This is a genomic window from Streptomyces sp. NPDC058665 (genome assembly GCF_042714995.1).
Lineage (GTDB): Bacteria > Actinomycetota > Actinomycetes > Streptomycetales > Streptomycetaceae > Streptomyces.
Map to the genome: position 1 here is coordinate 139,311 of NZ_JBHXRX010000010.1, position 25,189 is coordinate 164,499.

General features: G+C 70.1%; 13 protein-coding genes. 3 read left to right on the plus strand and 10 right to left on the minus strand.

Annotated elements, in window-relative coordinates; genetic code table 11:
* Positions 1-27 precede the first annotated feature (27 nt).
* The 8 genes from ACFWV8_RS09115 to ACFWV8_RS09150 form a co-directional block, all read right to left on the minus strand.
* A complete protein-coding gene (locus ACFWV8_RS09115; protein WP_384199096.1) occupies positions 28-1,650 on the minus strand; it encodes an ABC transporter ATP-binding protein in 1,623 nt (540 codons plus the stop codon).
* 64 nt (positions 1,651-1,714) lie between these two features.
* Complete coding sequence (locus tag ACFWV8_RS09120; protein WP_384199116.1) at positions 1,715-12,682, minus strand: amino acid adenylation domain-containing protein; 10,968 nt, start codon at positions 12,680-12,682, stop codon at positions 1,715-1,717.
* 71 nt (positions 12,683-12,753) lie between these two features.
* Complete coding sequence (locus ACFWV8_RS09125; RefSeq protein WP_384199097.1) at positions 12,754-14,544, minus strand: ABC transporter ATP-binding protein; 1,791 nt, start codon at positions 14,542-14,544, stop codon at positions 12,754-12,756.
* Positions 14,545-14,628: 84 nt separating this feature from the next.
* A complete protein-coding gene (locus ACFWV8_RS09130; RefSeq protein WP_384199098.1) occupies positions 14,629-15,678 on the minus strand; it encodes an iron-siderophore ABC transporter substrate-binding protein in 1,050 nt (349 codons plus the stop codon).
* Between the two features lie 179 nt (positions 15,679-15,857).
* On the minus strand, positions 15,858-16,724 hold the full coding sequence (locus tag ACFWV8_RS09135) for an ABC transporter ATP-binding protein (RefSeq protein ID WP_384199099.1): 867 nt from the start codon (positions 16,722-16,724) through the stop codon (positions 15,858-15,860).
* Between the two features lie 34 nt (positions 16,725-16,758).
* A complete protein-coding gene (locus tag ACFWV8_RS09140) occupies positions 16,759-17,754 on the minus strand; it encodes a FecCD family ABC transporter permease (protein WP_384199118.1) in 996 nt (331 codons plus the stop codon).
* 143 nt (positions 17,755-17,897) lie between these two features.
* Positions 17,898-18,956 carry a FecCD family ABC transporter permease gene (locus ACFWV8_RS09145; protein WP_384199120.1) on the minus strand — a complete coding sequence of 353 codons (1,059 nt, stop codon included), beginning with the start codon at positions 18,954-18,956 and terminating at the stop codon, positions 17,898-17,900.
* Between the two features lie 42 nt (positions 18,957-18,998).
* Entirely contained in the window at positions 18,999-20,339 is a 1,341-nt protein-coding gene (locus ACFWV8_RS09150) for a lysine N(6)-hydroxylase/L-ornithine N(5)-oxygenase family protein (RefSeq protein ID WP_384199100.1), read from the minus strand.
* 250 nt (positions 20,340-20,589) lie between these two features.
* On the opposite strand from ACFWV8_RS09150, the gene ACFWV8_RS09155 reads away from it, so the two are divergent.
* The 3 genes from ACFWV8_RS09155 (at position 20,590) to ACFWV8_RS09165 (ending at position 23,187) form a co-directional block, all read left to right on the plus strand.
* Positions 20,590-21,537, plus strand: coding sequence for a methionyl-tRNA formyltransferase (locus ACFWV8_RS09155; protein WP_384199102.1), 948 nt, complete (start codon positions 20,590-20,592; stop codon positions 21,535-21,537).
* A gap of 208 nt (positions 21,538-21,745) precedes the next feature.
* Positions 21,746-22,282 (plus strand): hypothetical protein, encoded by a 537-nt coding sequence (locus ACFWV8_RS09160; RefSeq protein WP_384199104.1) that lies wholly within the window; start codon positions 21,746-21,748, stop codon positions 22,280-22,282.
* 113 nt (positions 22,283-22,395) lie between these two features.
* The gene (locus ACFWV8_RS09165) at positions 22,396-23,187 is read left to right on the plus strand and encodes an ABC transporter permease (RefSeq protein WP_384199106.1); all 792 of its coding nucleotides are present in this window, start codon (positions 22,396-22,398) and stop codon (positions 23,185-23,187) included.
* A gap of 35 nt (positions 23,188-23,222) precedes the next feature.
* Here the strand turns inward: ACFWV8_RS09165 and ACFWV8_RS09170 are convergent, their stop codons facing one another.
* On the minus strand, positions 23,223-24,146 hold the full coding sequence (locus ACFWV8_RS09170; protein ID WP_384199108.1) for an enoyl-CoA hydratase/isomerase family protein: 924 nt from the start codon (positions 24,144-24,146) through the stop codon (positions 23,223-23,225).
* 112 nt (positions 24,147-24,258) lie between these two features.
* The gene (locus ACFWV8_RS09175; protein ID WP_384199110.1) at positions 24,259-24,948 is read right to left on the minus strand and encodes a M24 family metallopeptidase; all 690 of its coding nucleotides are present in this window, start codon (positions 24,946-24,948) and stop codon (positions 24,259-24,261) included.
* Positions 24,949-25,189: the final 241 nt, after the last annotated feature.

Consider the following 25,189-nt stretch of genomic DNA (forward strand, 5'->3'; position numbering starts at 1 on the left):
ACGAGGTCTCCGGCAGGGCACGGCAGTTCACCGCGCCACGGCCAGGCAGTACTCCTCGTCCGTGGCGAGCAGGTTCCGGTGCGTGTCCTCGGCCGTGATGGCGCCGTCATCCAGGACGAGGACACGGTCGGCGGCGTCCAGCAGCGCCGGACTGCTGGTGAGGACGACGGTCGTACGGCCACGCCGCAGCTTCGCGATGTTGCGCGCGATGAGCTGCTCGGTGACCGCGTCGACCGCCGTCGTCGGATCGTGCAGCACCAGCACGTCGCTGTCGGCGGCCAACGCGCGGGCCAGGGACAGCCGTTGGCGCTGTCCCCCGGAGAGGTTCGCGCCCCGGTCGCGGACGCCGTAGTCCAGCCCGTCACGGTGCAGTGCCACCACATCGGTCAGCATGGACGCCTCGACCGCCTCGGGGACCAGCGGGCTGGTGCCCGAGGGGTCGATGTTCGTGCGGAGGGTGCCCGCGAAGATCTCAGCGTCGTACGGGTTCACCAGCAGGTGCTCGCGGACCGCCTCGACCGACAGGTCCGTGATGGCCTGCCCGCCGACCCGTACCGTGCCCTCGTACGCGTCCGGGGGGACGTTGACGGCGAGGACCGACGCGAGATCGGCGGCGGCGCGCGGCTGATAGACGGCGATCGCCACGAACTCGCCCGCCGGCACCTGGAACTTCAGCTGACGCAGGCTCCCGTACCGTACGCAGTCGATCTCCAGGTCCCCGCCCGGGGCGGGACGCTCCGCCCCCGGGGTCGTCACCGGCGGCGCGGACAGCACCAGCGCCATGCGCTCGGCCGACGCGCGCGCCATCATCACGTACTTCGGCATCTCCGAGAAGAGTTTGAGCGGTTCGATGATGAACTGCGCGAGGCCCACGGCCATGACGAGTTCCCCGATGCTGATCCGGCCGCCGAACGCCAGCCAGCCGGCCGTCAGGGTCACCGCGGCGGCGAGGACCGCGTTGAGCGCCAGCGCGGTGCCCGCGTAGGCGCCGTTCACCCTGGCGACGGTGATCGCCTGGCGCTTCGCGTCCGAGCTGACCTCGCGGTACGAGAGGAACGCCGCGTGGTTGCCGCCGAAGCCGTGCAGCGGGCGCAGGCCGGTGATCAGGTCGGCGACCTTCGCGCCCGCCCGCGCCACCCTGGCCTGCTGCTCCCGCGTACTGGCGCCGATCCGCCGTGACATCACGGCCAGGATCGACAGGATCGCGACGGTCCCCGCGATCACCAGCAGACCGAGCCGGATGTCGGCCATACCCAGCGCGACCGCCGCGACGACCACCGCGACCAGCGAGCTGATCAGCAGCGGCACCACCTCGACGATGTCGGCGGTCTGGTCGGCGTCCTCGGTGGCGATGGTCAGCACCTCGCCGGACTTCAGGTCGACGTCCCTGGCCACCGGCTGGAGTCCGCACTCCGCCACCCGCACCCGCCAGCGGTGCGCCTCCGTCGTGTTGGCCTTCTGCAGGGTGCGCATGCCGAACCGCCACGACAGCGACACGGTCGTGATGATCACGGCCAGCGCGGCGATCGACAGACCGAGAGCCCGGGGGCTCCGGTCCTGCATGGTGTGCTCGACGATCAGGCCGAGCGCGATGGGAAAGGCCGTCTCCCCCGCCTGGTACAGGCCCATGAGGACCGTGCCGCGGGTCATCGCGCCTACGTTGCGGCGCAGCGCGGTCCGCAGGATGCCGGCCCCGGGTCGGGACCGCTGGGTGTCAGATGTTTTCGTCAAGGTGGCGGGCAATCGCTTCCGGGGTTCGCAGGGTCAGCAGATCACGGATGGTGACCACAGGTCCGTACTCGCGGCGGAGCAGCCCGATCAGCCGCACCGCCAGCATGGAGTGCCCGCCGAGGGACACGAAGTCGCCCACCGCGCTCACCTCGTCGTCGTCCAGGTCTAGGGCCTCGGCGAAGAACTCGCAGACCGTGGTCTCGGTCTCCGTCTCCGGGCCGCGCTCGCCCGCCGTGGTCAGCGCGCCGAGCGGCTTGGCCTCCGGCAACGCCTTCGTGTCAGCCTTCCCGTTCACCGTCAGCGGGATGCCGTCGACCTGGGCGTAATGCGTCGGACGCAGGAAGTCCGGCAGCGCGGCGCCCACTTCGGCGGCGACCTCCGCCAAGTCCGAGCCGTCCAGCACGAGATACGCGGCCAGCCGGTAGGCGCCGTCGACCTGCGGGTCGGGCTGGGCGACCGCGGCGGCGAACCGTACGGCCCGGTGCGCCGCGAACGCGGCCTCGACCTCGCCCAGTTCGACCCGGTGGCCCCGGATCTTGACCTGCTGGTCGGTACGGCCCAGATACGTCAGGTTCCCGTCGGGCCGCCGGAGAACCAGGTCGCCGGTGCGGTACATGCGCTCGCCCGGTTCGCCGAACGGGCAGGCGACGAAGCGGTGGGCGGTCTGGGCGGACTGCCCGAGGTAGCCGCGCGCGATGCCGATGCCCGACACGTACAGCTCACCGGGCACTCCGTCCGGCAGGGGCCGCAGCCACTGGTCCAGTACGTACACCTCGGTGTTGTCGATCGCCACACCCACCACCGGGTCCTGGCATTCGAAGGTGCCGACGCCAAGGGTGTTGATGGTGTACTCGGTGGGTCCGTACAGGTTGTAGCCCGCCGTGCCGTCGGTCTCGGCGAGCCGCTGCCAGAGCGTGGGCGTGACCGCCTCGCCGCCGAGCAGCACCAGCGCCGGCCGCCGTTCGGGGTTGTCGAGCAGCCCCTCGGCCACCAACTGCTGCGCGTAGGTGGGCGTCACGTTGATGACGTCGATCCCGTGATCGAGGCAGTACTCGACGAGACGGGGCGCGTCACGGCGCAACTCCTCGTCACAGATGTGCACTTCGTGGCCGTCGGCGAGCCAGAGCAGCTCCTCCCACGACATGTCGAACGCGAACGACACGGTGTGGGCGATCCGGAAGGTCCGGTGGCCGTGCTCCGCGAGGACGGGCTCGAAGATCCGGCGCTGATGGTTGATCAGCATGTTGGTGAGCCCGGCGTACTCGGTGACCACGCCCTTGGGCTTGCCTGTCGATCCCGAGGTGTAGATCGTGTACGCGGGGTGCCGCAGCCGGTCCGGGTCGTCCGGGGCGAACGTCGTGTACGGCTCCGCCTCCGGGAGAGGCCGGTCCAGTTCGATCAGGTCGCCGGTGAGCCGGGGGGACACGGCGCTCACGGTGAGCGTCACGTCGGGGCGGGCGTCCGCGACGATCGCGGCGATCCGCTCGTCCGGGTGGTCCAGCTCCAGGGGAACGTACGCCGCGCCGACACGCAGCACGGCGAACAGCGCCACGATCGAGTCGAGCGAACGCGGAACCGCGAGAGCCACGGTCGTCTCGGGGCCGATGCCCCGCCCGGCGAGCACGCCCGCCACCGCGCGGCTGCGGTCCCGGAGCCCCGCGAACGTCATGGTGGAGCCGTCGGCGACGAGCGCGACCCGCTCGGGATCACGGTCCGCCGCCTGGTCGAACCGGTCCACGACGGTGTCCGTGCCGACCTCCGTGCGCTCACCCCGCGAGGGCTCCTGTCCCACCCCCCGCAGAGCGCCCACCGGCCCTGCCGACCGGGCCAGGTCGTCGAGCACGCGCAGGTAGTCGTCCAGGAGGCGACGGGCGTTCCCGTTGTCGCCGTCGCGGTGCTCCAGCTTGACCGTGAGCCGGTCGCCGGGGGTGACGACCCAGGTGAACGGGTAGTGCGTGGAGTCGTCGGCCTTGACCGATTCGATGCCGTGCCTGGCGTTCATCTCGGCGAAGGCGTCCATGTCCAGGAAGTTCTGGAGCACGAACAGATTGTCGAACAGGGTGTCGTGCCCGCTGGCGCGCTGGATCTCGCCGAGTCCCAGATGCTCGTGCTCCATCGCCTCGACCCTGGCCGTCTGTACGGCCGTCAGGTAGTCGCGGACGGAGTCGTCGGGCCGTGGGCGCGTCCACATCGGCACGGTGTTGAGGAGCACACCGACGATGCCGGACAGATCCTCGCCCTCGCGACCGGAGACGGTCACACCGAACACGGCGTCGCTCCGGCCGGTGTGCGCGCCGAGGAGAAGGCCGAAGGCGCCGGTGAGCACCGAGTTGAGGGTGACGCCGTGCGTCTTGGCCGCTTCCCGCAGCCGGTCGGACAGTTCGGCCGGGAGGGTGCGCGTGAGCGCGTCCGGCAGGTCGTCCGAAAGGGTCGGCGCCACTCCGGCGAGCAGGGTCGGGCCGGGGAGGCCGGCCAGGTGCTCCGCCCAGAAGCGTTCCGATACGGCGGCGTCCTTGGCGTCGAGCGTTCGCGCGTACTCCTCGAAGCTCGGCGTGGCCGGGGTCGCGTCGAGAGGCTCGCCCGCGACGACGGACTCGTAGGCGTCGAACAGGTCCCGCAGCAGGATCTCGCGGGACCAGCCGTCCCACAGCAGCAGGTGGTAGCTCAGCAGCAGGCCGTTCCGGTCGTCGGGCAGCCGCACCACGGTCAGCCGGATCAGTGGTGGTTCGCCGGGGTCGAACCCGGTGTCCCGGTCCTGGTCGCGCAGCTCAACGATCTCCGCGTCCGTGGACAGCCTGACGGTACGGACGCCGACCCGACGGCCCGCCTTGAAAACCTGGACCGGATTTCCGTCGTCGTCGGTGGTGAAGCCGGCGCCCACCACCGGGTGCCGCGCGATCACGTGCGCCATGGCATCGGCCAGCGCGTCGGTGTCCAGTCGCCGGTCGAAGGTGAAGTAGCTCTGCGCGACGTAGTGTCCGGCCGTGCCCGCCATCTGGGCCTGGAAGAACAGGCCGCGCTGGAGGGGGGTGACAGGCGCCGTGCGCTCGGCAGTCGCGGCGGCGTCGGCGATCTGCTCCAGCGCGCCGCGCCAGTGCTCGGTGATCGCGTCGGGGATGCCGTCGGCGAGGGTGAAGGCCGCGTGCAGGGAGCCGGTGGTGTCATCGGTCCAGGCGTTGACCTCGACGGCGTACGGGCTGCCCTGATCGCCTGCGGTGAGACGCAGGGCCGCCGACTCGCCGCCCCGGCCGAGGTAGTTGAACAGCACCTGCGGGCGGGCGGTCAGCAGCGGGGCCGTCTGCGGGTTGAGATAGCGGAGTTGGCCGTACGCCACGTGTCCGCGCTCGTCCGGCTGGCGTTCGGCGACCTCGCGTGCCGCCGCTACCGGGTCGGTGTGCGCCGTGAGCCGTACGGGCGCGATGGAGGTGAACCAGCCGACCGTACGGCTGTAGTCGTGGTGGTCGAGGGCGGGGACCCGGCCGTGCCGTTCGAGTTCGATCGCGAGATCGGTGGGCGTCCGCTGGATGTGTGTCAGCGCGGTGCGCAGGGCGCCGCACAGCAACTCGGTGAGACCCAGGCCGAGAGCGGACGTCGCGCCACGGGTCACGAGGTCGCTCACGCCGGGCGCGAGGACGACGGTGGTCTCGCGCGGGCGCCCGACCACCGGCAGCAGCCCGGGGGCGTCGAGCGTGCTGATCCAGTGCCCGAGTCCGTCGATCGCCCGGACCGACCACGAGGCCAGTGCTTCGGCGTACTCGGCGTACGAAGTGGTCGGCGCGGGCAGTTCCCCGCCGCTCATGGCGGTGGCCAGGTCGTCGAGGAGTACCAGCCAGGACACCGAGTCGACGGCGGTGTGGTGGACGGTGACGACCAGGGTGCGGCTCGCCTCCAGCCATGCGAACGCGATGACGTCACCGGCCTCGGGGTCGAGCCGTCCGGCGGCTTCGTTGGCCGCGGCCGTCGCGTCGGTGGTGTCCGCGCGGACGACGGTGACCTCGCGGGCGGGTTCGGTGCGCGGCGCCCACACACCGTGCTCGACGCGCAGCCGCAGCCGCAGTGCGGGGTGTGCGGCGACGACGGCGTTCGCGGCGCGCAGCACGTCGGCGAAGCCGGTGCCCTCAGCCGCGACCACTGTCCTGGCCTGGGCGAACCGGTCGAGCGAGCCGCCCAGTTCGCGCTGGCGCAGGAAGATCGGCGTCGGTGTGAACGGGCCGTCCTCCCAGCGGGCGGGCGCGGGCGTCTCGGCCCTCGGTGCGCGCGTGGCCAGGTGTTCGGCGAGGGCGCGCGGTGTCCGGAAGAGGAACACGTCGCGGGGGGCTATCGGCAGGCCGAGTGCCCTGGCCCGGTTGATGACGGTGATGGCGACGATGCTGTCGCCCCCGGCCATGAAGAAGTCGGTGTCCGCGTGGACGGAAGTGCCGGGGAGTGTTTCGGGGAGCGTGTCGGCGAAGATGCCGACCAGGGCTGCGAGCGCGGAATCGGCCGTGGCCAGGGAGGTGCCGTCCTCGGCGGCGGCTTCGGCCGGGGGCGTCCGCGACTCCGCCTGTGCGGCGCGCTCGGTCAGGGCCTTGCGGTCCAGCTTGCCGTTGACCGTCAGCGGCAGGGCGTCGACCGGCAGCACCCGGCCGGGCACCATGTGCGCGGGCAGTTTCGTGGCCAGCAGAGCGGCGGCGTCGCCGGGCACCCGGCCCACGACGTGCGCGACCAGGTGGTCACCGCTCCCCGCGACCGTGACGGCCACGTCGACCACACCGTCCAATTCCCTTACGGCGGACTCCACTTCACCCAGCTCGATACGGAAGCCCTTGAGCTGCACTTGGTCGTCGGCACGGCCGGTGAACTCCAGCTCGCCGCCGAGCGTGCGCCGGGCCAGGTCACCGGTGTGGTACATCCGGGAGCCGTCGTCCGCGAACGGGTTCGCCACGAACCGGCCCGCGGTGAGTCCGGGCCTGCCCAGATAGCCGAGGGAGACCTGGTCGCCGGCGACGTAGATGGCGCCCACCCGGCCCGGCGGCACCGGCCGCAGCCGGTCGTCCAGCAGATGGGTGACCAGTCCGGGAATCGGGCCGCCGATCGGGCTGACGTCGTCGCCGGGGCCGAAGTCGTCGCCGGTCAGCACCCGGTGGGTGACATGGACGGTGGTCTCGGTGATGCCGTACATGTTGACCAGCTCCGGCGAGCCGGTGCCGTGCCGTTCGACCCAGCCGCGCAGCCGGCCGGGATCCAGCGCCTCGCCTCCGAAGATGATCCGGCGCAGGGCGGTGACCGGTTCACCGGCGTGCCGGTCGGCCTCGATGAACTGGTAGAAGGCGGACGGGGTCTGGTTGAGCACGGTCACCCCGCGCTCGCGCACCAGCCGGTGGAAGTCGACCGGGGAGCGCGTCAGCCCGTACTCCGGCACCAGCAGTTCGGCGCCGTGTGCCAGGGCGCCCCACAGCTCCCAGACCGCGAAGTCGAAGGAGAAGGAGTGGAACTGCGCCCACACGTCCTGCGGGCCGAAGTCCATGTCGGGCTGGGTGTTGGCGAGCAGCGACACCACACTGCGGTGCGGGACGACAACTCCCTTGGGCCTGCCGGTCGATCCGGACGTGTAGATCACGTACGCGGGGTCGTGCCAGTCGGCCTGAGGCTCGGCGGTCCCGGCCGGGCCGGCCGGCGCTTCGTCGCCCTGGACGAGTACGCGGGCGGGCACGCCCGCCCGGGTGAGCAACCGGGTGAAGCGGTCCCGCTGTTCACGGTCGACGAGCACGACCTGCGGGGCTGCGTCGGCGAGGATGTACTCCAGCCGTTCGTCCGGGTACGCCATGTCGAGCGGCACGTACGCGCCGCCCGCGGTGACGACCGCGACCAGTGCCACGACCTGTTCGACGGAGCGCGGGACGGCGACGGCGACCCGCTTGCCGGGTCCGACCCCGGCCGTACGCAGGACGGACGCCAACTCGTCCTTGGCGGCTGCCAGTTCGCCGTAGGTCAGGGAGCGCGTACCCCCGTCGATGGCGCACTGGGTGACGGCGGTGGCGGCCGGGTCGCGGTCCGCGGCGGCGTCGAACAGCCCGCCGAGCGTGGCCGGGGTGATCGGCGCGGGGAGCCGGTCGGTCCCGGGCGGCAGGTCGGCGACCAGTGAGTCGGGCCGGGTGAGCAGGCCGGTGAGGGTCCGGGTGAACGTACCCAGGATCGCCTGGGCGCCGGCTTCCCGCAGCAGTTCGCCGTCGTAGATCAGGTTGAAGCGCGGGCGCCCTTCGCCCGTGCGCTCCACGACCAGGGTCAACGGGTAGTGCGGGGCACCCTCGTTGACGATGGCGGCGATGCCCAGCCCGTCGCCGGGCCCGCGCAGCGCGGCCACGTCGGTCGCGACGTCGAACACCACGAGGGTGTCGAACAGGGCGCCGACACCGGCCTGTCGGCCGATCCTCGCGAGCGACACGTGCTGGTGGGGCAGTACGGCGCTCTGGTGCTCCCTGACGGCGGCGAGCAGATCGCGCCCCGTGTCGCCGGCCGCCCAACGGGCTCGGACGGGGATGGTGTTGATGAACAGCCCGACCATGTCCCCGATGCCGGGCACGTCCGCGTCGCGCCCGGACACCGTGGAGCCGAACACGACGTCCTCGCTCCGCAGGATGCCGCCCAGCGTCACGGCCCAGGCGCTGTGCACGGCCACGCTCAGGGGTACGCCGGCCGTCCGGACGGCCGTGTCGATGTCGTCCTCGGGCTCGTGCGCCGTGTCCGCGAACCGGTCGGAGGGGGTGTGCCCCTCGGCGACGAGGGACGGGCCCGGCAGCTCGGCGAGTTCCTCGCGCCATACGCGGTCGCTCTCGTCCTCGTCACGGTCGGCGAGCCAGCTCAGATAGTCCGGGAAGCCGCCGAGCGGGTAGACGGTGCCGGGAGCGTCGTACTCGGCCAGCAGCGCGCGGAGCATCGGCGGCACCGACCAGCCGTCGGCGATGATGTGATGCACCGTCTGCACGAGGATGCTCCGGCCCGCGCCGGCGCGGATGAGCGTGTAGCGCATCAGCGGCCCTGCGGCCAGGTCGAATCCGGCGACGCGGTCCCGCTCGGCGTGGTCGCGGATCTCGTCCTCGGTGATGCCGGGGCGCTCCAGCGTGGTGAAGGGGGCTTCCACACCGCTGTCCAGGACGGAGACCACACGGCCGTCGGCGAGCGCGGTGAACCGGGCGGCCAGGTTGGGGAAGAGGGCGAGCAGCCGGGTGGCCGCCGCCGCGAGCCGGTCGGCGTCCACCTCGCCGTCCAGCGTGAGGAGTTGCTGCTCGACGTAGCTGCCCGTCGAGTCGTCGTCGAAGACCGAGTGGAAGTACAGGCCTTCCTGCAACGGGGTCAGCGGCAGGATGTCCCGCAGCGCCGGGCCGTCGAGGCTGTCGACATCGGCCTGGGTGAGCGGCACCAGGGGGAAGTCGCTGGGTGAGTGGCCGCCCTGGTCGAGGGCGGCCAGCCCGGTGAGGGCACTTCGGAAGTACTCGCCGAGGGTCGTGATGTCCTCGTCGGTGAACATTCCGTCGGGCCAGGACACGGTGGTGACCAGCTCGTACGCGCCGCTGGGGGCCGGTTCGGTGATCGCGTTGAACTCCAGGGCGCGCGGCAGGCGCATCCTCGGGTCGCGCTTCTCACCCAACTGCCCGGTGGTTCCGGCGAGTTGCCAGTCGCCGGAGGCTCCGGCGTCGAAGCGGCCCAGATAGTTGAAGAGCACCTGTGGCGCCGGCGCGTCGAACTCCGACCGGGTCAGATATCGCAGGGCGCCGTAGGAGACGCCGTTGTCGGGTACGCGGGCGAGGTCTTCCTTGACCGCCTTGAGCGCGGCTGCCAGATACCCGGGCGCGGTGAAGTCGCCCGCCGTACCGGGGTCGACTGTCACCGGGAAGAGCGTGGTGAACCAGCCGACGGTGCGCGACAGTTCCGGCTCGAAGCCCGCGGAGCCCGCGACGAACCGTCCCTCGCGGCCGTGGCCTTCGAGTTCGATGTGCGCGTGAGTCTGGTCCTGCCCGAGATCGCGGCGCCAGCGGGCGAGGGCGACGGCGAGGGCGGTCAACAGGACGTCGTTGACGCCCGCGTGGAACTTCGCCGGGATCTCCCCCAGCAGTGCGGCCGTGACCTCGGGTCCTGCCGAGACCGTCGTCGTACGCTCCCGGGCGACGGTGTCGTCCGCGGAGAGCTCGCGCCTGCCCAGCGGTCCGTCCGCGCCCGGCAGGGGACGCCGGAAGTAGGAGCTGTCCGCGTCGAACGCGGCGCGCTCCAGCAACTGCGTCCAGCGCCGGAACGAGGTCCCCACCGGGGGCAGTTGGACCGGCACGCCCGAGGCGAACTGACGCCAGCCGGTGGCGAGGTCGTCCATGAGGATCCGCCAGGACACACCGTCGACCACCACATGATGGACGGCGACGACCAGTTGCCGTGCCTCGCGGCGCCAGACCGCGCGCAGCATCACGCCGTTGTCCGGGGCGAGCCCGCCGGTGGCGAGCGCCACGCACTCGTCCAGCGAAAGGGCGCTGTCCTGCCATCCCGTGGGGCTCTCGTCGGCCGCCCGCGGAATGTCCGCCCGCGGAATGTCGAAGCTCCAGCGGTCGCCACGTACCAGTTCGGCGCGCAGCATGTCGTGACGTGCCACGACGGCGGCGAGGATCGTGTCGAGCGCTTCCGGGGTGAGGTCGGCCGGTGTGTTGAGCACGACGGACTGTACGAAGCCGTCGATCGCGTCCGTCGTCTCGCCCAGCCATTGCACGACGGGTGATCCCACGACGGGGCCGGTCGGCACGTCGCGGCGGTCCACGGTGGTGACGTCCTCACGGCTCGCCACCGCCGCCAGTGCCCGTACGTCGCTGTTGGCGAAGATCTGACGGGCCGTGACGTAGAGTCCCGCCTCGCGCAGCGCGCTCAGCAGCGAGATCGCCAGAATGCTGTCGCCGCCGAGCTGGAAGAAGTCCTGGTTGACCCCGACCTCGTCCAGCCGCAGCAGCTTCGCGACCGCCTCGCACACCACGCGCTCGTCCTCGGTGGCGGGCGGAAGGAGGGAGCCGGTCCCGATCACGGGTTCGGGCAGGGCGTTCCGGTCGAGCTTGCCGTTCGCGGTGAGCGGGAACTCCCTCATGACGACGGTGTGGGCGGGCACCATGTACTCGACCATGTGCTCGGTGGCCCACGCCTTGACCTGCTCCGCCCGCAGATCCTCGCTCCCGGCGGCCGGGATGACGTATCCGACCAGATAGGTGCCGCCCGCCGCGTTCTTCTTCGCGACGACGCAGGTGTGGCGTACGGCGGGGTATTCCGCGAGGCCGGCCTCGACGTCCTCGATCTCCAGCCGCATGCCGCGGATCTTGATCTGGTTGTCGGCCCGGCCGAGGAAGTCCAGGGACCCGTCGGGGGCGTACCGGGCGAGGTCGCCGGTGCGGTACAGCCGGGACCCGTCGTCGGCGAACGGGTTGGCCACGAACCGGGACGCCGTCAGGCCGGGCGCGTTGACGTACCCGCGCCCCAGGAGGAAGCCGCCCGCGTACAGTTCGCCGCCGACCCCGACGGGGACCGGGCGCAGTTCGTCGTCCAGCACGTACAACTGGGTGTTGGGGTTGGCCTTGCCGATCGATGTCGACAGGCGTTCCGCCGCGCCCCGGTAGATGACGTGCGAGACACCGATGGTCGTCTCGGCCGGGCCGTAGCCGTGGTACAGCGGGATGTCGAGCTTGGTGCGGAACCGCTCGTACAGCTCCGGGGTCAGTACCTCGCCGCCGCACCACACATGGCGCAGGCTGTCGAGGCGCCCGGAGTCGCCGGCCATCTCCAGCAGGATGTCCAGCATGGACGACACCAGGTAGGTGAAGGTGACACGCTGCTCGGCGATCACGCTCAGCAGCTGGTGCGGGTCGCGTTCGCCGCCGGGGCGCAGGACGACGAGCCGGCCGCCGGATACGAGGGGCAGGAAGATCTCGTTGATGGAGATGTCGAAGGACAACGGCGCCTTGAACAGCGACGCGTCGTCGTGGCCGAAGCCGAGGATCTCGTCGACCTGCCAGAGCAGGCGCTCGCTGATCGCCTCGTGCCGGATCATCGCGCCCTTGGGGCGGCCGGTCGAACCGGAGGTGAAGATCACATACGCCAGGGCGGCACCGGAGACGGACATCCCGGTGCCCTCGGTGGGAAAGGAGCCGAACTTCCAGGCGTCGAGATCGACGGCCTCGGCGTCCGGTTCTCCCTCAGCGGGCTCGCCCGAGGAGTTGAGTTGCAGGACGACCCGGGCGTCCTCCACGACGACGGCTCGGCGCGCTGCGGGCCACTGCGGATCGAGCGGTACGAACGCGCAGCCCGCCTGGAGCACGGCGAGAAGCCCGATCACCATCTCGGCGGAGCGGCCGAGCGAGATGCCGACGACCTGTTCGGCGGTGAGCCCGCGTTCGATCAGACGGTGGGCCAACTGGCTTGAGAGCTGGGCAGTCTGACGGTAGGTCAGGGAGCGGTTGTCGTCCACGACGGCGACGGCGTCCGGCCTCGTACGCGCCTGCTCGCGGAACATCTCCACGACGGTCGGGCGGTGCCGGTCGGCCGTGGTGTCGTTCCACCCGGTCAGGGCCCGGATCCGGGCCGCCGCGTCGGACGGGGCGATGGTGCCGAGGGGCCGGTCGGGGAAGTCGGCGAGGTCGTCCAGGGCGAGTTGCGCGTCGGCGGGCGTGACGCCGTCGGGGACGGTGATGGTCCAGGCGCCCGCGCCGTCCGTGCCGGTCTGCCAATCGCCGGGCGCGGCACCGCCGTTGGCGATCCAGCCGAGGACGTCGGCGAACAGCGTGCCGGGGGCGAGGTCCAGGCCGTCGGGGCTCCGGCCCGTCGCCCAGTACGACAGGCCGACGGCGCACGCTTCCGCGATGGTCCGGTCGGAGTGGTCGCCGGCCCGTCGGCGTACATCGGCCAGACCTGTGGCGGAGAGCAGTACGAGACGAGCGCTCGGTTCCATCATCGAAGACTCAGCATCCCTTCCAGACATGAAAGTTAGCCTAACCTAACTTAGGCTCGCCTAATCAAGACGGCCTAGCTACCTTCCCGCCACGCCCGCCACAGTCGTGCGTACCGGCCTCCCAGGGCCACCAGTTCATGGTGGGTCCCCCGCTCCACCACGCGTCCCGCGTCCAGCACGGCGATGCGGTCCGCCGCCATCGCCTGGGTCAGCCGGTGTGCGACGAACAGCGTGGTCCGGCCCGAACAGGCGGCCAGCACCGCCCGTTCCAGCTCGGCGGCGCCCTCGCTGCCCGCCTCCGCGGTCGACTCGTCGAGGACCACGACCGGCGACCGGCTCAACACCAGCCGGGCCAGGGCGATCTGGGCGACCTTGGTGACATCCAGGCGTTCGCCGCCCTCGCCGACAAGGGTGTTCAGCCCGTCGGGCAGCCCCTCGACCCATTCGCCCGCGCCAACTGTCCGCAAAGCGTCCACGAGTTGGGCATCTGTCGCCTCGGGCGCGGCGAGCCGCAGGTCGTCGGCGAGCGGACCGGAGAACACATGCGTCTCCTGGGTCAGGATGCTCACCAGGGCGCGCGAGCCCGCCTCGTCCAGTGCCGCGAGATCGTGCGGCCCGATCCGTACCGATCCGGCCTGCGGGGTCCCGATGCCGGCGATCAGCGCGGCCAGGGTGGACTTGCCCGCGCCGGTCGCCCCCACCAGGGCGAGTGAACCGCCCGCCGGAATCGTCAGGCTGACGTCCCGAAGGACCGGCTCGTCGGTGTCGGGATAGCTGAACGTCAGCCCCTCCACCGTCACCGGATACGGCACGGACTCCGCCGCCGGGGCGACGGAACCGTCGCCGACCAGCCGGTCCTCGGTGTCCTCCCCCAGCACGCCGACCAGCCGGGTCAGGCTCGCGCCCGACTTCTGCGCCTCGTCGAAGGTGAACATGATGGCGCCCAGCGGGGTGAAGAGCCGGTGGAACATCAGGGGGGCCGCCGACACCTCGCCCAGAGTCGCGGCGTCGGCCTCCAGCAGGGCGTACCCCACCACAAGGATCAGGACGAGCCCGATGAACTCCGCCCGGTTCTCCCTGCCGACGAAACGGCCGAAGAACCGGAACACCTCGATACCGAGATCGCGCACCCGCCACGACTCCCGGGTCACCGTCTCGCGGACGGATTCCTCCAGGCGGTACGCCCGTACGGTGTCTATGCCGTTCAGTCCGCTGATCAGCGCCTGCGCGCGATCGGCCTGGGCGACGCGCTGTGCGCGGTAGAGGGGGGCGGACCTCGGGAGATACCAGCGCAGGGCGAGCGCGTACGCGGGCAGGGCGCCGGCGCCCGCGAGGCCGAGCCGCCAGTCCAGTCCGAACATCCCCACGGTGGCGATGAAGACCAGCACACCCGCCGAGAACACGGTGGGGATGGCTGTCCGGATGCCCTTGGACAGCACGGCCACGTCGTCGCCGACGCGGGACAACACATCGCCCCTGCCGACCTGTTCGATCCGTGCGCTGGGCATTCCCAGTACGGCCCGGACCGCGTGTTCCCGCAGCCGTGCGAGCAGATCCGCGCCGAGGCGCCCGATCAGATAGGTCGATGCGGCGGTGGCCGCCGCGCCGAGCAGCGCGGCGGCCCCCAGCAGGACCGCGACCGTGACCAGGACCGAGCGTGAGTCGCCCGCGACCACTCCGTCGACCACCCGGCCCAGCAGAAGCACCGGGAGTACCTGGAGCGCCGCGCCGGCCACCGTGGTGAGCACGGTGGCCAGCGTCAGCCATGGCGTCTCGCGGCAGTGCGCCACGACCCATCGGGTGGCCTCGCCTCCGCTCGCCGTACGCAGTGCCGCCGGAGCGGCGCGGGTGCCGACGGCGCTCACCCGGAGACCGGTCCTGACACGGAACTGGACTGGGAGCGGAACAGGTTGACCACCATCGTCATCTCTACTCGACCGATCTACGATCTACTTGACCGACTTGACGAGTTCGTCGATCGCGTACGGCAGGGAGAGCAGGGTGCCCTGGGACATGGCCGCGCCGATCGCGGGACCCTCGCTGTCCAGCAGGTAGGACACCTTCTTGTTCTTGACCGCGGGCAGGTTGGCGAACAGCTCGAACTTGTTCAGCGCCTCCGTGTCCGCCTTGTCGTTGACCACGAAGATGCGGTCGACGTCGATCAGGTCGATGCGCTCGGGCGAGAGCTCGGTGGAGAAGCCGCCGTCCGCGATGTCATCGATCTTGGTCTGGTACGTGAACCCGGTGCCCGTCACCAGCTGTCCGCGTACGTCGGTGGAGGTGAACGGCGAGATCGCGTTCTTGTACCAGGAGATGACGACCGCGGTCTGGTCGGCGAACTCGGGGTGCGCCTTCTTGGCCGCGTCGAGCTTCTCCTGGATGCCCCCCACCAGCTCGGTGCCCTCGTCCTCCTTGCCGAGCGCCTTGGCGATATGGACCGCGTTGTCCTGCCAAGGGGCGCTGAAGGGCTCCTTCTCGGCCTTGGTACGGCCCACGGTCGGGGCGATCTTGGAGAGCTTGTCGTACGCGGCCTGGTCGATCTCGGAGTAGACCGCGATGATCAGGTCGGGGCGCAGGGCGGCGATCTTCTCGTAGTTGGGGCCCGAGTCGCCGTTCTTCATGATGACTTCGGGGCGGGCGTCGCCCCACTTGTCCTTCACCCAGGGCCACTGGGTGTTGATGTCGGGGGACTGGCCCGCCGGGTTCGGGTACTGGTCGACCATGCCGACCGGCTTGATGCCGAACGCCAGGATGGCCTGGTCGTCGGTGTAGCCGACGGAGACGACCCGCTTCGGGGCCTTGGTGACCTCTGTGGATCCGAACGCGTGCTCCACGGTGACCGGGAACGCGCCGGAAGCGGCGGCGGGGGCGTCGTCGCTCGGCTTGTCCGCCGAGTCGGAACCGCATCCCGCGAGCAGGCCGACACCGAGCGCCGCGGCGGACAGTGTCGCCGCCAGTCGCCGCAACGGCTTCACGAGCGTCGTTCTATGGAGAAGCATCCGGAATCCCTTGCCTTCGTGCTACCGGCACCCTTGTCTTAGGGCAGCCAAACCTTATCCTGCGTGGGTGAGGTTAGCCTAGCCTAACTTGCGAATTCCCTTTACCTCGGCATGGGTTGTCCCGGGACGGCCGCGCGAGCGGAATCCGGGCCTGTCCATCCTGGCCCGAGGGGCGGACGCTAAACGTGCGTACGGCCCAGCGGCACGATGATCGGGCTGTCGCCCACCGGTGCGTCGATCACCTGGGCGCGCAGCCCGAACGCCTCGTGCAGCAGCTCGGCGGTGATCACGTCACGGGGATGCCCCTGCGCCAGGATCGCCCCCTCCCGCATCACGATGAGGTTGTCGCTGTAGCGCGTCGCCAGATTCAGGTCGTGCAGCACCATGACCACGGTGCGCCCCGACTCGTGCAGATCGTCCACCAGATCGAGCACGTCGATCGCGTGCGCCAGGTCCAGATAGGTGGTCGGCTCGTCCAGCAGCAGCAGGTCGGTGCCCTGAGCCAGCGTCATCGATATCCAGACTCGCTGGCGTTGCCCGCCCGACAGCGAGTCGACCGGACGCCCGGCCAGATCGGCCACCCCGGTCATGGCCAGCGCGTGCTCCACGACATCCGCGTCGTCCGACGACCACTGCCGCAGCCAGCTCTGGTGCGGATGACGCCCTCTGGCGACGAGGTCGGCCACCGTCAGCCCTTCCGGCGCGACCGGCGCCTGGGGCAGCAGACCGAGCTTCTTCGCCACGTCCCTGGTCCTGAGCCGGGCGATGTCCTCGCCGTCCAGCAGGACCGTCCCCCTGGCCGGCTTGAGCAGCCGGGTCAGGGTACGCAACAGGGTCGACTTCCCACAGCCGTTGGGGCCGATGATCGTGGTGATCACGCCTGGCGGGATCGTCACGTCGAGACCGTCGATGACGGTCCGGCCGCCGTATCCGACCATGACATCTCTGGCTGCCAGCCGCGCGACGTCGCCCGCACCGGAGTTGGGCGCGGAGCCGGCGTCCGACGCTGTCTCCGCCTCTGTCTCGGTGATGTACTGAGCAGCCACAAGCCCCCCTTATTAGGTTTGCCTAACCTTTTTATCATCTATCCGTCTGTCTGAGGTTCGCCCTCACCAGCAGATAGACGAGGAAGGGCCCGCCGATCGCGGCGGTGACCACACCGACGGGAAGTGTGATCGGCAGCGCCGCACGCGCGACCAGGTCCGCACCGATCAGCAGCAACGCGCCCACCAGGCCCGAGGCCATCAACGGCGGTGTCGGGCACCGCATCAGACGCATCGCCACCTGCGGCGCCACCAGCGCGACGAACGCGACCGGGCCCGCCGCGCTCACACCCACGGCCGCCAGCAGGACCGCGCACAGCAGCAGAACCGCCCGTACGACCGTGTACCGCACCCCCAGACCCGCGGCGACCTCGTCACCGAGATGCATCGGCTTGAACTGGAACGTGGCCGCCGCGACGACGATCACGAGGACGAGCGTGCACCAGAGCGCCACCCGTACGTCGTCCCACGACCGGTTGTCCAGCGAGCCGACCAGCCACACCTGGGCCCGCGCGACATCCCTGATGTCGGCCTTGACCAGCAGCCAGGTGGTGATCGCCTGCATCACCGCGCTCACGGAGATACCGATGAGGATGAGGCGGAAGCCGTCGATCCCGCGCCGCCACGCCAGGAAGTAGACCAGCAGTCCCGTACCGAGGCCGCCCCCGAGCGCCGCGGCGGACAGGCCCACGGAGCTGACGACCGCCTCGGTCGTGCTGCCCGACACCGTCACGAGGAACACCGCGACCGCGCCGGCGCCCCAGGTGATCCCCAGAATGTCCGGGCTGGCCAGCGGATTGCGCGCGACGGACTGCGTGATCGCCCCGGACACCCCCAGCGCGATCCCGACGACGAGACCGGTGAGGGCACGCGGCATCCGCAGATCCATGATCACGAACTCGTCGACCTGCTCGCCCCGGCCGAGGATCGTGGCGATCACCCGGGACAGGCCGATGGGGAAGTCGCCGACGCCGATGGACACGCAGAAGACGAGGAAGGTCGCTGCCGCCAGCAGCAGCGTGACCAGCACCATCCAGGGCCGCCATACGAACGACAGTTGGCCGATGCGCGCGCCGGGCGCCACCGCTCGCTTCACGCGCCGGACGCCGGTCCCGGCGTCTGTCCGGGGGGCGTTCGCGGTCTTGGCCCCGGCGTCCTTCTCCGCGTCTGTTCGGCTCATGCGCTCTTGAACTTTCCACGCCACACGAGGCCCGCGAAGAACGGGGCGCCGAGGAGGGCGACGACGACGCCCGAGTCCAACTCGCCCGGCCGCACCACCAATCGCCCCACGATGTCACTGACAAGAAGGATCAGGGCGCCGAGTACACCCGCGTAGGGCACCAGCCATCGGTAGTCCGGCCCGGTGAGATGGCGGGCGACATGGGCCACCATCAGCCCGAGGAACGCGATGGGCCCGCACGCCGCCGTCGCCGCGCCCGCGAGCAGGGTGATGGCTACGATGCCGACGGTCCGGCTCAGCGCGATGTTCACTCCCAGCCCGCGCGCCACGTCGTCGCCGAGGTTGAGCAGGTTGAGAGCCGGCAGTGTGGTCAGCGCCAGCACCAGCCCGACCACGATGAACACGGCCACCGGCCAGATGACGCCGAATCCGACACCGGCGACGGAGCCCGAGTTCCAGAACCGCAGTGCGTTCAGCGACTTCTGGTCCGAGAGTGAGATGGCCGTGGTCATCGCCGCCAGGAACACCGTGACCCCCTGTCCCGCCAGTGCGAGGGTCAGCGGGTTGCCGGCCCCCCGGCCGATGCTCGAAAGACCGAACACGACGACACCGGCGACCCCCGCGCCCAGGAAGGCGAACCAGACGTACTGGAAGGGGTTGGTGAACCCGAACAGGGCGATCGCGGTGACCACGGCGAACGAGGCGCCGGCGTTCACCCCGAGCAGCCCCGTGTCCGCGATCGGGTTACGTGTGTACCCCTGGATCAGCGCCCCGCCGATCCCGAGGGCGATGCCCGCCACGATCGCGAGGACCGTCCGGGGCACCCGCACGGTGTGCACGATGAGCCTGATCTCGGTGAGCCGCTGATCGGATTCCGGCGCCGCGAACAGCCCGTGCCACACCTCGGCGGGGCTCAGCGCGCGGGCGCCGACGGCGAGCGAGACCACCCCCACGATCAGGAGGATCACCACCAACGTGCCAAGACCCAGGGCCCGGTGCCGACGGGCCTCTGTTCGTTCCTTGGGTATCGGGCGCTCAACCGCGGTCGTGCTCATATCGCCAGTCGTGCTCATGTCGCCGTACGTTATCCCTTTGATCTACGAGGAGAGCATGCCCGGTCGGGGCTCTCCGGAGGCGGACCTGGCGCCTCGGCCGAGCAGCGAGTCCAGGATCTCACCGACCCGGATCGCGGTGTTGGACAGCAGGGACGACGTGATGCCGTGCGTGTGCTCCGTACCGCCCTGGAGATAGATGCCGCAGCTCAGGTCGGGGGCGGTGGCGATGCGGTAGTCGCGCTCGACGCGGACCCGGCCCTCGTCGTCCCGGAGGCAGCGGTCCGCGACCTCACCGAGAAGGCCGACGGGGTCGGCGGGGCCGTAACCGGTGGCGAACACCACGACGTCGGCGTCCAGGAAGGTCTCCTCGCCCGTGACGAGGGACTTCACCGTGGCACGCGCCTTGTCCGGCGTCTCCTTGACGTCCACCAGCCGGGAGACGTTGATGAAGCGCAGCCGCTCGGTGCCGAGGACCTTCTCCCGGTACATCTGCCGGTAGAGGTCGTCGATCAAGTCGATGTCCACCACGGAGTAGTTGGTGTTCCCGTGGTAGTCCATGAGCCGGCCCTTGACGTCCTCGGGCGCGGCGAAGTACTGGTCGACGGCGTCGGGATCGAAGATCCGGTTGGCGAACGCGCTGTCGTCGGCGGGGCTGTAGCCGTACCGCGAGAAGACCGCGCAGACTTCGGCCTCGGGGAAGCGGCGGTGCAGATAGGCGACGTTCTCGGCGGCGCTCTGACCGGCTCCGACGACGACGAAGCGGGAGGGCGAGGAGTCCGTCAACTCGTCAACCCGCTTGAGCAGTTCGGAGTTGTGCCAGACGCGGTCGCCGCGCTCCACGCCGTCCGGCATCTGGGGACGCAGCCCGGTGCCGATGACGAGGTTGCGGGTGCGGTGGACCGCGAGCCCCTCCCTCGACCGGACGGTCACATCCAGATACTCCGTGGTCCCGTCACGGACGACGGGCATGACGCCGACGACCTCGTGGCCGTAGGAGACCGTGTCGTCCACCTTGGCCGCGGCCCACTCGAAGTAGTCGTGGAACTCCACCCGCAGGGGGAAGAGGTTCTTGTGGTTGATGAAGTCGATCAGCCGCCCCTTGCTCTGCAGGTAGCAGAGGAAGCTGAACTCACTGGTCGGGTTCCTGAGCGTCACCAGGTCCTTGAGGAAGGACACCTGCATGGTCGCGTCGTCGATGAGCATCCCCCGGTGCCAGCCGAACCGGGGCTGCTGCTCGAAGAAGTGAGCGGTGACCGGCTCCTGCCTGCCGACGCGTGCGTTGTGCTCGCTGACCGCGATCGACATCGCCACATTGGACGGCCCGAAGCCGATGCCTATGAGGTCGTGGACCGGTGCTGCGTCGCCAGGAAGAACCTGTGACATGTCACTCCCATTCATACGGGGGAAGCCGCCCTGTCAGGCGTGGGGGTACGTGAGACAGACAGAAGGTGGGCACGCCGACGAAGCGATCCCACCCTGAACTTAGGTGAGCCTAAGCTAATCCCGTACGGCTGTCGAGTGGGGTGCCGGGCGCCGGCATCCGCCGACTGGGCCACCCGGCAGGTCAGTTGCACACTAAGGTAAGCCTTGCTTAACTACCTTTGGTCATTCCCTGCTCCGAGGAGGAACCCCCATGCGGGTCGTCATGTTCGGTTACCAGACCTGGGGCCACCGCACCCTGCAAGCCCTTCTGGAGTCCGAGCACGACGTGGTGCTGGTCGTGACGCACCCCAAGAGCGAGCACGCGTACGAAAAGATCTGGAGCGACTCCGTCGCCGACCTCGCCGAGGAGCACGGCGTCCCGGTGCTGATCCGCAACCGGCCCGACGACGAGGAGCTGTTCGAACGCCTCAAGGAGGCCGATCCGGACATCATCGTCGCCAACAACTGGCGGACCTGGATCCCCCCGCGGATCTTCGGCCTGCCGCGGCACGGCACCCTGAACATCCATGACTCGCTGCTGCCGAAGTACGCCGGCTTCTCGCCGCTGATCTGGGCCCTGATCAACGGCGAGCCCGAAGTGGGCGTCACCGCGCACATGATGGACGACGAACTCGACGCCGGTGACGTCGTCCGCCAGGAGGCGGTCGCGGTCGGACCGAAGGACACCGCGACCGACCTCTTCCACAAGACCGTCGACCTCATCGCACCGGTCACCATCGGCGCGCTCGGCCTCATCGCCGCCGGGCAGACGGAGTTCACCAAGCAGGACCGCTCGCAGGCGAGCTTCTTCCACAAGCGGTCCGCCGAGGACATCCGCATCGACTGGACCTGGCCGGCGGAGGACCTCGAACGCCTGGTCCGCGCCCAGTCGGAGCCGTACCCGAGCGCTTTCGCCTTCCACAAGGGCAAGCGCATCGAAGTCCTCGCCGCCGTGGTGTCCGACGGCCTCTACGGCGGTACGCCGGGCCGCGTCTTCTACCGCGAGGGCGACGGCGTGGTGATCGTGGCCGGAGCCGACGCCCGCACGGGCCGCAACCACGGCCTTGCGATCACCCGCGTCCGGACGGAGGACGGCCGGGAGCTGCCCGCGACGGAGTACTTCACCACCATGGGCGGCTACCTGACGAGCCGTCCCTGACACGAACGACCGGCCCTCCGGGTACGAACCGGCGCCACTCACAGGCCCGGCCCCTTTCGGGGCGGGGCTGCCGCATTCAAGATCGCCGGTGCGCGGCGTCAATCACATCGTGGCCGAAAAGGCAAATAAGCCGCCGATCCCCTCTCATCGGCCGTCTACTGTACGGACACACCGTGCCGCCCGTCGCGGCCGTTCGAGGAGGAATCCTGTGTCATCGCCCTACGGCCCCCAGAACGCGCCCGCCGGCGATGTGGGCGCGGCGCTCCTGATGATCGACTCGCGGCTCAGGAGCATCCACAGCGGCAAGACGGAGACCGACCCCGAACAGCAGGAGCTGATCAACCAGTTCGCCGCCTCGCTGGGCCCCGGAGGGGCCGACGACTTGCTGGACGGCGCGTGCACACTCATCTACATGTTCATGACGTGGCTGCGGAAGGCCCATGAGGAGCACGACAAGAACGTCATCGAGTACGTGGTGCCCAGTCTGGTGACCACGTTGCGCAGGATGCCCAAGAGCATCAGACCCGAGGCCGTGCCCACGATGGCGGGCCTGGTCATCGCCGCGGGCACCGGGCTGAGCCCCAACCTGTGGCGCAAGCAGTACGGCGACTGGACGAAGGCGGAGATGACTCCCCTGGAGGCCACCGCTTTTCTCCTCGCGGAGCAGATCAACCGCATCACCGAGGACCCCGACTTCGCCACGCGCATGATCAGCGAGGCTCTCACCAGTGCGGACCGAAGCTGAGACGCGTCAACGCCACGCGTCAACACACTGAGTCGAGATCGGCTCTCAGGGGTTGACCTCGGTCGAACCGGACCGGACCGGGCCGGACAGGGCGGCTGGAAGGGACAGGAAAGTTGCTCGCGAGTGGCACGTCCCTTCTGCCCGTCAACTTCACCTTGGGTGTGCTGCTCGCGGTACTTCTCGTTGTCGCGGCCGGAGTCGCCGCCGTCTTCCGGCTGGCACCGGACTCCGGCTCGGGACGGTCGCGCCAGATCCTCACGGCGGGTCTGCGCGCCGCCGTTCAACTGGCCGTCGTCTCCGCCGTCATCACCTGGGTGATCTACCACGCGGTGGCCACCGCGGCGTTCATCCTGCTGATGTTCGCCGTCGCCGTCCGTACGGCCGGACGCCGCGTCATCACCGACGGGACCTGGTGGAAGACCGCCGCGCCCATCGCCGCCGGGGTGGCGCCGGTGGTGGGCGCCCTTCTGCTCACCGGTCTGATCCCGGTCAAGGGCATCGCCCTGATCCCGGTCACCGGCATCCTCATCGGCGGCGCCCTGACCGCCACGGTCCTGGCGGGCCGCCGGGCGCTGGACGAACTGGAGCTGCGTCACGGCGAGGTGGAGGCGGGCCTGGCGCTCGGTCTGCCGGCGCGGGAAGCCCGTATGGAGGTCGCTCGCCCGGCTGCCTCCGACGCCCTTCTCCCCGGCCTCGACCAGACTCGTACGGTCGGACTGGTCACCCTCCCCGGCGCGTTCGTCGGCATGCTCCTGGGCGGCGCCGACCCGCTGTCGGCCGGGGCGGTCCAGCTCTTCGTCCTGATCGCGCTGATGGCGATCCAGGCGGTGGCGGTGGCCGTCACGGTGGAAATGGTCACCCGGGGCGAACTCCACCGTCCGCCCAGAGGTTCCGGTACCGGCTAGGGTCTGGCAGGCGAAAGGGGCTCGATCCGGGCCCGTTACCGGCGGGCCGCGAACTCGCCCAGGTTTTCCTCCACTTCCCCGCTCTGTTGAAGCCCCCGCTCGAATTGACGCCTCGCCCAGTCCTGGACCTCAGGCTGTACCACCGTCGTCCAGAAGAGATCGGCCTGCGGCGGGAACTCCACGTCGTCGGGCAGCGTGAGCGGATCGACGCACTGCTTCAGCTCTCCGATCACACGTCGCCCGAATCCGGCTACCCGCGTGACGAACGAGTCGACGAAACCCTCGAACTCCGCGTCGGGAATCGCGCGATTCACATAGCCGTACCGTTCAAGAAGGTCGCCGTCGAAGTCGTTGGCGCCGGCGAGGATTTCCAGCGCCCGGCCCCGTCCGACGAGACGTGGCAGCCGGGATGGCGCGCCGCCGCCGGGAATCAGACCCGCGGCAACCTCGAACTGGCCGAGGACGGCTCGCTCACGGCTCGCGAAGCGGATGTCGGTCGCCAGGACGAATTCGCTTCCGGCGCCCCGGGCCCGGCCGCGGATCGCGCTCACCGTGAGGACCGGCAGCTTGCTGAGGCGGATCAGGACGTCGACGAAGGGCTGTTGACCGGTTTTCCCGGGCGGGAGGTCCGTCGTTTTCGCGGGATCCTCGGCGAGGTCCCAGTGCGCCATGAAGTAGCCGGGGTTCGCGCTCTCGAACAGGATGACCGCGAGATCGGTGTCGGCCTCGGCTTCGTCGATGAGGGATCGCAGCTCCACGATGGTCTGCGAATTGACCAGGTTGACAGGCCCGTTGTCCAGCGAAGCGCGCCACAGGGTCTTGGAGGGTCTGGTGATCGTGATGTGCGGCATGAAATTCCCTCTTCTTCTCGCCGGGTAAGCCGGGTAATTCGATGAGGCTTCCTTTCGGATCCGGATGTTAGCGTCGCCGAGATCGAATAATGGGCAGAAAGTCCGCACCGCCCGAACTTTGCGCGATGAATTCCGCGCTCCGGCCGATCCCTGGAGTTGTCGCGGAAAAGCGAAGGACCGGCCCCGCGATACGGGCCGGTCCGTCGTCGTGGTGGGCGTCTCAGCCGAGGTCGAGGAGTTCCTCGTGGAAGCCGCCGAAGCCGCGCTCGCGGTCGACAAGGTGGATCTCAAGAATCCAGTGGCAGTCGCGTCCTGCGCGGTCGGGCCGGCGCAGCCGCGTCTCGTTGCCGGGTGCGATGTACGACTCGATGTCCGCACCGTCGATCTTCTCGTGGGGGAACTCGCCCACCGGATGCCCCGCGTGCCAGCCGCCCAGCTCCCAGCCCCGTGCCTCGGCCAGCCGGCCGATCTCGGCGTACAGGCGGGCTCCGGTGATGTCCGGGTCGGCGTCGAAGGCGCGGCGTCCGGCGGCGAAGACCTCGGGCAGGTCGGCAAGGAGCCGGTGCTTGACGGGGTCGTCGCCGAGGACGAAGGTGCGCCCGAAGTCGGCCTCCCACTCGTCGAAGATCGGGCCGAAGTCGGCGAAGGCGATGTCGTCCTGGCCGATGGTCCGGTCGGGCGGATTCTCCCGGTACGGGTGGAGGGTGTTGGGTCCGGAGCGGACGATGCGCTTGTGCCAGTGCCGGGTCGGGCCGAACAGCTCGTTCGCCAGGTCGCGTACCCGGTCGCTGACGACCTGCTCCCCGACGCCCGGTGCGATCAGGCCACGCGACCCGATCTCGGCGAAGAGCTCGGCCGCCTTGGCCTGAGCAGCCAGCAGGCGCTCGGCGCGGGTCGTCTCTTCGGTCATCTGTCCCCCATCGTGCGCCGCGTCCGAAGACTCTTCAGGTGTCAGCCTAGGGTCTGTCGTTTGGATCAGGCCGGATCAGGGAGCGCCCGCCGCGGCAGCGGCTGATGTCCCGTTGGTGCGTGCGGTCGCAAGGCGGAGGAGGGAGACAACGCGGAGGGGGCACCTCCCGTGCCCCCTTGGGGGCTACGGGGGAGTTGGCGACCGACGACAACGGAGGGGGCACCTCCCGTGCCCCCCTCGG